Consider the following 8,032-nt stretch of genomic DNA (forward strand, 5'->3'; position numbering starts at 1 on the left):
CAGTGGCTAACGGATCGCTTCACCATCCGCATCAAACAACCGCCAGCCTGTGGGGTCAGGGTCGAGGTGGATGGCATCGCCGGCAGTGATGTTGATCTCCGTTGAAGCTCTGACCTGGATGAGTTGATCACCATCCAGGAGCCGGCAGGTAAGGATCTGCTCATTGCCCAGACGCTCGCAATGGCTTACCCCGGCTTGGAGATTCCGGTTCGTTGCCGGTGCCAGATGCCAGTGTTCAGGCCTCAATCCTGCGGTGAGGTGTTGGCCTTCTCGTTGAAGTAAAGGGGCGACCATTGCGCCTTCAACCTGTATGCGCTTGTTCCCCAGAATCAGGGTTGCGTTGGGTCCCACCGTGACGGGCAAAAGGCTCATCGCTGGGCTGCCAATGAACTGGGCCACGAAGATGTTGGAGGGCCATCTGTACAACTCCATGGGGGTCCCGAGTTGCTGCAGGCGCCCCTGGTTCAACACAGCGATGCGGTCCCCCATGGTCATCGCTTCCACCTGGTCGTGGGTCACATAAACCGTTGTTGTTCCCAGTTCTCGCTGCAGCTCGACGATTCTTTGGCGCGTGCTCGTTCTGAGTTTGGCGTCGAGATTGCTCAGCGGTTCATCCATCAAAAACACCTCGGGATTGCGCGCCATGGCGCGTCCGAGGGCGACCCGTTGTTTCTGTCCGCCGGACAGTTCCTTTGGCCTTCGATCGAGCAATTCCGTGAGTTCCAGAGATCTGGCAACGGTGTTCACCCGGGCTTCGATTCGTTCTTCTCTGACCGACCGCACCCTCAGTGGTTTGGGTAAGGCGCGCGTGGCTCGAAAGGCTTGATCTTGGATGCGCTGGACGGTTGATCTCGCCTGGCTTCTGCGCAGTCCGAAGCTGAGGTTGTCCCGCACGCTGAGATGCGGGTAAAGCGCATAGCTCTGGAACACCATGGCGACGTTGCGGCGCGCTGGCGGTACATCGCTGATGGGCCGGGCCCCGATTCTGATTTCGCCGCTGGTGGGGCTGTCGAGACCAGCGAGCAGTCGCAGCAAGGTGCTTTTGCCGCACCCCGAGGGACCGACCAGCACCAAAAACTCGCCCTCGTTAATCGTCAGATTCAACTGACGAATCACCTCAACGGGATCACAGCCGCCGCGTCCTGGGAAGGTCTTGCTGAGGTCTTCGAAACGGACGCCGGCCAACGACAGAGCTGCAGCGGCTGAATCTTAGGGTTATGGATTGGATTGAGCCGGCAGCACCGTGCAGTTCATCGATCAGGCACGGATCACGGTCCGAGGCGGGCGCGGCGGCGATGGCATCGCTGCATTTCGCCGTGAAAAGTATGTGCCCGCTGGAGGCCCCTCCGGAGGTGACGGCGGGTGTGGGGCTCCAGTGGTTCTCGAGGCCGACAGCAACCTGCAAACCCTGCTCGATTTCAAATACAAGCGCCTGTTCGCCGCTGACGATGGGCGTCGCGGTGGTCCGAACAAATGCACCGGTGCATCAGGGAAAGACCTGGTGATCAAGGTGCCTTGTGGCACGGAGGTACGCCATCTGCGCACCGGCATTCTTCTGGGCGACCTCACCACCCCGGGTGAGCGTCTCACCGTTGCCTTCGGTGGGCGAGGTGGTTTGGGCAACGCCCATTACCTGAGCAATCGCAACCGCGCTCCGGAGAAATTCACCGAGGGCCGTGAGGGTGAGGAATGGCCCCTGCAGCTGGAACTCAAGTTGCTGGCTGAGGTGGGCATCATTGGTCTTCCCAATGCCGGCAAGAGCACCTTGATCGCCGTGCTGTCGGCAGCGCGACCCAAGATCGCCGATTACCCCTTCACCACCTTGGTTCCCAACCTTGGTGTGGTGCGCCGTCCCAGTGGAGATGGAACCGTGTTCGCGGATATTCCAGGCTTGATTGAGGGGGCCGCCCAGGGCGCTGGTCTTGGCCACGACTTTCTGCGTCATATCGAACGCACCCGTCTGCTGATCCATCTCGTGGACGCAGGATCCGAGGATCCCTTGGCTGACCTGAACGTCGTCCAGCAGGAGCTGGAGGCCTATGGCCATGGTCTGGTTGATCGGCCACGTCTGTTGGTGATCAACAAACAGGAGTTGGTGACAGAGGAGGATCTCCCCAGGTTGCGGCAAGACCTTGAAGCGGCGAGTGGTCGTCCCGTGCTGTGCATTTCAGCCGCCATGGGAACCAACCTCGATCAGTTGCTGGCAGAAACCTGGGCCGAGCTCGGAGTGTGAGCTGATGCTCCAGACAATCTTCATGTGATCAGCCACACCGATGCTTGTGGCCTGATCGCGGGGGAGCCATAACGGGAATGTCTCTCCCATGACATGACCTTTTACACCTGTCTGGACAACAAGGGCGACGTGATCGCCCGGTGCCAAACGAAAGAGGATGTTGCTGTGCTTCAACGCATGGGACGCCCGATCGCTGAAGTGAAGGCGATGCGTAATGAAGAGGCTGTCGTCTGCAGCCTGACCGGCAGCCCCTCCGATTTCAACGAGGACTATTAAGCCCTCGTTGGATTTCACGCGCTGGTTGACTCAGTCGTCGTAGACGCGGCACTCGTCTGCATCGGGATTGGCCTCACAATGAAGCTCGAGGGAGGTGGGGTCGTGGCTTTCGCCGGGGTGGTGCTCCTTGTATTCCTCCAGCGACTTCAGCTCATCGGTGAGGTGACGAACCTTGGCCTCGTCGCCAGCTGCTTTGGCAGCTTCGATGTCGGATTGATCCTTCTGGATGTGTTCGTCGATGGACTTCATGAATTCAGACCGTGGCCTGGGAGCACCTTACGGCGGTTCATCGGTTTTGGAGTGGTGGAATCCCACCCCATCACCATCCGACAACGCTGATTTGAAGTGGCGGTAGCCGTGGCTACAAGCACAGCTCCAGATCGTTGATCAGGGCGCCAATTCGCTGAGTTCCAGCCAGCGTTCTTCCGCTTGTTCAATGCGGGTGATGATCTCAGCCAGATCAAGGCTCAGCTTGGCCATGTCAGCGCCTTGCCCGGTCATTTGCTGTTCCAGCTCCTCTTTCTTCAGCTCCAGTTCAGGCAGCTGTTGATCAAGCGCCGCAAGCTCCTTGTTTTCCTTGAAGTTTCGCCGCCGCGGGCCGTCGCGCTTGGTCTTGCGGCGGCTCTCTGGTGTTGGTGTGGAGGGTTTGCTCGCCTGGGTCTGGCTGCGTTCCTCCTGGTGCTGCTGCTCCAGAAACGCGCTGTAGTTCCCTTCAAAGCGATTAAGCCGTCCTTGGTCGAAGCAGAACAGGCGATCAACGGTGCGATCGAGGAAATAACGGTCGTGGGAAACAACGATCACGCAGCCCCGGAAGTCTTCAAGGAAGTCTTCGAGAACGCTGAGGGTCTGAACATCCAGATCGTTGGTGGGTTCGTCCAACAGCAACACGTTGGGCGCCTGGATCAGCATCCGGCAGAGGGTGAGGCGGCGGCGCTCGCCTCCCGAGAGCTTGGCCAAGGGGCTGTGCTGCTGGGCTGGTGGAAACAAAAAGCGTTCTAGAAGCTGGGATGCGGTGACCTGTTCACCCCCCAGATCGATCCGGCTGGCGGCTTCTTCCACGAACTCGATCACTTTGCGGTCGAGCCCTTTGCCTTTGTTGAAGTCTTCGGTGTGCTGGTCCAGGTAACCGATGTGAACGGTCTCCCCAAGCAGCAGGCTGCCCTGGGTTGGCTCGCGCCGTCCGGCGATGAGATCAAGCAGGGTGGATTTGCCGCTGCCGTTGGGGCCGATGATGCCGATTCGGTCTTCAGGGCTGAAGCTGTAGCTGAAGCCATCGAGGAGTGGGCGACCGCCCCCGCTGCCATCGGCTGTGACCCCAACGGCTTCCGCTTCGATCACCTGTTTGCCGATGCGCCGGCTGATGCCGGTCATCTCCAGCTTTGCTTTGCCTTGATTGGGTTTCTGCTCGCGCATCGCTTCGATGCGTTGCAGTCGCGCCTTTTGTTTGGTGCTGCGGGCCTTGGGGCCCTGGCGTAGCCAGGCCAACTCGCGGCGAAGCACGCTTTTGAACTTGGCCGCTGAGGCCGCTTCAGAGGCCTCTTCTTCGGCTTTGTGCTGCAGAAAGGTGCTGTAGTTCCCCTGATAGGTGCGAGCCTGGCCTCGGTCCACCTCCACCATCCGCCGCGTCACCCGATCGAGCACATAGCGGTCATGGGTGACCAGCACCAGAGCGCCGGGATAGCGATCCAGCCAGCTCTGGAGCCATTCCACGGCAGCGGCATCGAGATGGTTGGTGGGCTCATCCAGCAGGAGCACATCGGGGCAGGCCACCAGGGCTGATGCCAGACCCACCCGTTTGCGGTATCCGCCGGAGAGGTCGTCGACCGGGCGCTGGAGATCGCTGATGCCCAATTTCTGCAGCACTTCCCGGCATTGCTGCTCCAGGCTCCAGGCGTCCTCTTCATCCATCCGTTGGCTGAGCTGACCCAGCTCCGCCATCAGTGCTTCATTGCTGGGGTCTTCCGCGATGGCGTCGCTGAGGGCGCTGAAGCGCACCAGCAGATCCCGTTTGGCACCACAGCCCTCCAGCACCTGCTCCAGCACCGTGAGCCCCGGAGTGATCCGGCTCTCCTGACCTACCAGCTCCACCCGAAGCCGGGGTGAGCAGCGGCGTTCCCCTTCCCCGAGCGGTTCTTTCCCTGCCAGCACCTTCAGCAGGGTGGATTTGCCGGCGCCATTGGGACCGATCAGTCCCAGCCGTTCCCCTTCACCGATGTGGAGATCGAGATCGGAAAAGAGGGTGCGGATGCCGAAATCCTTGGCCGCACCCACCAGGCTGATCAGACTCACGGCGTGCCAGCGGGCAGTTGACCGTCCAGATAAGCAAACACGCTCTTGTCGCCCACATCCGCTGCTGCCTCCATGCCGAATTTGCGCAGGGCCAGCAACACCAGCAGCAACGCTGCACTTTCCAGGAGAGCCAGGCAGAGGGGGCCATTGATCAGACCCACCAGATGCCCCAGCAGCGCTGCCGGCAGCAGCAAGGTGAGGCCGATGGCTTCGGGGCGTTGGAAGCAGAAAAACTCCTTGAAGCCGATGCCCGCCAAGGCGGCAAACAGCGGCCCGATGGCCAGGATCCACAGCGGCTGATCCTGGAGGACGGAGAGCACTTCGGTGGGGCCGGCCTGCAGCAGCAGGGCCCCCCAACCGATGCAACCGCTGAGCCAGAACAGTTGCAGGGCGCGGTGCAAGGGACGGAGATAAATGTGAATCCAGCGCAGGGCCAGGCCCAGGGCCGTGGCCATCGGCAGCACCCAGAGCCATGCCCAGGGGCTATCGGTCTGCCACCACTGCAGCACCCCTGCGGCCAGGCTGAGCCCGGTGATCAACAGGGCGATTCGATAAAAACGCACCTCCTGGCGATCGGCAGCGGTGATCGAGTAGGTGCCGTAAACACCTTCGAAGGTTGGATCTGCGCTGGTCATCCCGACGCCGCCGTGCTGTTCACCAGTGTGCTCAGGTCAGGACCGGCTGGAACGATGCCGCCGGGATTGAGGGGGAACAGGGCACCGAAGTAGTCGTGTCGCCAGGCGTTGCCGTCGCAGGTGTCCGCCACGCCCGGCAAGGCGTAGAAGCGCTGTCGCCATGTCCAGAGGTGTGGGTAGTGCCAGAGCGGCTGCCGAGTGCAGCCGAACAGGGGGGCATACACCAGCTCCCAGCGGATCAAGGTGGGGAATAAGCGCACGTCCGCCAGGGTCAGTGTTGTGCCGCACAGCCATGGACCATTGGTTTCGAGGCTCTGCTCCACCGCAGCAATGGCGGCGAAGAGATCGGCTTCAGCGCGGTCGTAGGCCGCTTGGTTGCGGGCGAAACCGCAGCGGTACACCCCATCGTTGATGGCCGGTTGCAGTCGCTGCTGCCAGGCCTGGATCCTGTCGGTGGCTTCCGCCGGTGCAAGGTCCACAGCCGCGTCTTGATGGGGCCAGCGGTTCAACAGCTCCACCAGTGGTGCACTGTCATTGCCCAGCAGGCTGCGCGTCTTGGGATCCACCAGCACAGGCACGGTGGCCCGGTAGCTGGGGGGGGCGCCGCAGTGCTGATACAACTCCAGCAGCGTGTCGCACCCCCCCCAGGCTGGATTGAGGGCCCAGCGTCCAGCGTTGTGATCCGCCTGTGCCATCACGAGGGTGAGGCTGCTCTGCAGATGGCGCAGCTGATGCACCAGCCAGGTGCGGTGGGCCCAGGGGCAGCTGCGCCCGATCACCAGGATTGGCCGTTGGTCTGCGCTGCGCTGGAGCAGGTCTTCGGGGTTTAAAGCCGGCGGTGTGAGCGGATCGCTGCTTGGGCGGGTGTAATTGCCGGCCGCATCGGCTGGGCCCAGCCCACCCATGAGCCGTTGCCATTGCCAGCGCCAACTGCGACGGGCGGCCGTGACCACGACAGGTGGGATCGACATGGCGCGGTTTGGATCGCTTCCATCCTCGCTGTGACTCGTGCTTCAGTCAGAACTTGGTTCGCTGTGGTCCATGAGCAGCTGTGGCGTTCTTGTGGTGGCCGGCACCCACGGCAATGAGGTCAATGCCCCTTGGTTGCTGCAGCAGTGGCAGGCCAACCCTGATCTGATCAACGCTGCTGGCTTGGCGGTGCAGAAGGTGATCGGCAACCCGGAAGCGTTGCGCCGTCGCTGCCGTTACGTCGATCGTGACCTCAACCGCTGCTTCCTCCCGGAACAGTTGGAGCAGGGGGCCCCCGGCTTGGAGTTTCAGCGTGCTGGGGAACTCCTGCGCTTGCACGGCCCGAGCGGCGAGCAGCCTTGTGCCGTGGCCATCGATTTGCACAGCACCACAGCGGCCATGGGCAATTCCCTGGTGGTGTACGGCCGGCGTCCTGCTGATCTCGCCCTCGCGGCTTTGGTGCAGGGAGCGCTCGGCCTGCCGATTTATCTGCACGAAGCCGATGCTCAGCAGACCGGCTTCCTTGTTGAGTCCTGGCCCTGCGGCCTGGTGATCGAGGTGGGCCCTGTGCCGCAAGGTCTGCTCAATGCCCGGGTCGTTGAACAGACCCGTCTTGGCTTGGAAACCTGCCTGAGGGCCTTGGATCAGGCAGATCAGGGCTTGGCCCGGCTGCCGGATGCTCTGGTGGTGCACCGTCACCTGGGGAGTCTGGATCTTCCGAAGGCGGAGAACGGAGAGCCTCAGGCCCTTGTGCATCCCGAACTGCAGGGCCGCGATTGGCAGGACATCAGCTCAACCCAGGCGATGTTCCGTGCTGCGGATGGCACCGATCGAGGTGAAGCGTGGGTTGAGGGGGAGATTCCCGTGTTTGTGAATGAAGCGGCCTACGCGGAGAAAAGCATTGCTTTTTCCCTCACGCGCCGGGAGGTATGGCCCGTGCAGCCCACCTGGCTGCCGGCCTTGCAGCAGCTGCTCTCTGCGGCCTAACCGCAGGCCCAAACACCGTTCCCTTCTTGAGAGCAGACCAGATTGCTCGTCTGACCATCCGCCCAGTACATCCGCAAGCGGTCGTCCTCGGTCCCGAGCCGCAGGGTGAGGGATCGCAGCGGACCGGCCGGGGTCTTGCTGTCGGCATGGCCGCCGGGCGACTTGCGTTGTTGCAGCTCCTGCTCCAGCTGGTTGATGCGTTGTTCCAGCTGTTCGATCGAAGCGCTTGCATTTGGTTGGTCGCCGCTTGAGCTCACCAGTCCACAGCTGGTGAGACCAACCGAGGTCAGCCCAAGACAAATCAGGGGAATCAAACGCTGCATGGGCCTGTGCCGATTGGCCCCAGCCTCTCAACAGAACTGGCCCTGGGCCAGACGTTCACTCCAATACACGGTGGCACCTTGAGCCTCCAGCTCCAGTCGCCTGTGGCGGGCCTGGCTCAGAGGAACGGTTTCCTCCAAGCGATGGCCGGCTTGCATCCAGCGGATCAGAACCAAAAGCGCCTTGGTGAGTCTCATGAATCTTAAGTCTTTCGAAAGCATCGCTTTCCTTGTCTGGGGCGCTTAAGCGTTGGTTTCGCAATCTGTGGACACACAGCGCAAACTTCCGTTACACTCCCGATCAGGCAGGGCTCTCCTGCCCT

10 protein-coding genes are annotated in these 8,032 nt (G+C 61.8%); 3 read left to right on the forward strand and 7 right to left on the reverse strand.

Translation table 11 applies throughout. The features are described 5' to 3' along the window. Positions 1-6 precede the first annotated feature (6 nt). Complete coding sequence (locus DXY04_RS00220) at positions 7-1,185, reverse strand: ABC transporter ATP-binding protein (protein WP_115160533.1); 1,179 nt, start codon at positions 1,183-1,185, stop codon at positions 7-9. Between the two features lie 58 nt (positions 1,186-1,243). On the opposite strand from DXY04_RS00220, the gene cgtA reads away from it, so the two are divergent. Both cgtA and DXY04_RS00230 read left to right on the forward strand, forming a co-directional pair. Then, on the forward strand, positions 1,244-2,233 hold the full coding sequence (gene cgtA, locus DXY04_RS00225) for an Obg family GTPase CgtA (RefSeq protein ID WP_115160534.1): 990 nt from the start codon (positions 1,244-1,246) through the stop codon (positions 2,231-2,233). Between the two features lie 93 nt (positions 2,234-2,326). After that, a complete protein-coding gene (locus DXY04_RS00230; RefSeq protein ID WP_115160535.1) occupies positions 2,327-2,509 on the forward strand; it encodes a hypothetical protein in 183 nt (60 codons plus the stop codon). 30 nt (positions 2,510-2,539) lie between these two features. On the opposite strand, the gene DXY04_RS00235 is transcribed toward DXY04_RS00230, so the two are convergent. The 4 genes from DXY04_RS00235 to DXY04_RS00250 all read right to left on the reverse strand — a co-directional run bounded on the left by DXY04_RS00235 (position 2,540) and on the right by DXY04_RS00250 (position 6,404). After that, positions 2,540-2,758, reverse strand: a complete 219-nt coding sequence (locus DXY04_RS00235; protein ID WP_115160536.1) for a CP12 domain-containing protein — start codon at positions 2,756-2,758, stop codon at positions 2,540-2,542. A gap of 138 nt (positions 2,759-2,896) precedes the next feature. Further along, complete coding sequence (locus DXY04_RS00240) at positions 2,897-4,798, reverse strand: ABC-F family ATP-binding cassette domain-containing protein (protein ID WP_115160537.1); 1,902 nt, start codon at positions 4,796-4,798, stop codon at positions 2,897-2,899. After that, on the reverse strand, positions 4,795-5,433 hold the full coding sequence (locus tag DXY04_RS00245; RefSeq protein ID WP_115160538.1) for a DUF2301 domain-containing membrane protein: 639 nt from the start codon (positions 5,431-5,433) through the stop codon (positions 4,795-4,797). Before DXY04_RS00245 ends, DXY04_RS00240 begins: the two co-directional genes overlap by 4 nt. Continuing rightward, positions 5,430-6,404: a glutathione S-transferase C-terminal domain-containing protein gene (locus tag DXY04_RS00250; protein WP_115160539.1), complete on the reverse strand. Its 975-nt coding sequence runs from the start codon at positions 6,402-6,404 to the stop codon at positions 5,430-5,432. Before DXY04_RS00250 ends, DXY04_RS00245 begins: the two co-directional genes overlap by 4 nt. Before the next feature lie 70 nt (positions 6,405-6,474). Between DXY04_RS00250 and DXY04_RS00255 the strand changes: the two genes are divergently transcribed. Next, positions 6,475-7,389 (forward strand): aspartoacylase, encoded by a 915-nt coding sequence (locus DXY04_RS00255; RefSeq protein WP_115160540.1) that lies wholly within the window; start codon positions 6,475-6,477, stop codon positions 7,387-7,389. Here DXY04_RS00255 and DXY04_RS00260 read toward each other — a convergent pair. Together DXY04_RS00260 and DXY04_RS11880 are read right to left on the reverse strand one after the other, a co-directional pair. After that, the gene (locus DXY04_RS00260) at positions 7,386-7,712 is read right to left on the reverse strand and encodes a hypothetical protein (protein WP_115160541.1); all 327 of its coding nucleotides are present in this window, start codon (positions 7,710-7,712) and stop codon (positions 7,386-7,388) included. The genes DXY04_RS00255 and DXY04_RS00260 overlap by 4 nt on opposite strands. A gap of 27 nt (positions 7,713-7,739) precedes the next feature. Then, positions 7,740-7,907, reverse strand: a complete 168-nt coding sequence (locus DXY04_RS11880; RefSeq protein ID WP_170950919.1) for a hypothetical protein — start codon at positions 7,905-7,907, stop codon at positions 7,740-7,742. Positions 7,908-8,032: the final 125 nt, after the last annotated feature.

The sequence above is a fragment of the Synechococcus sp. UW86 genome (assembly GCF_900474085.1).
Taxonomy (GTDB): Bacteria; Cyanobacteriota; Cyanobacteriia; order PCC-6307; family Cyanobiaceae; genus Parasynechococcus.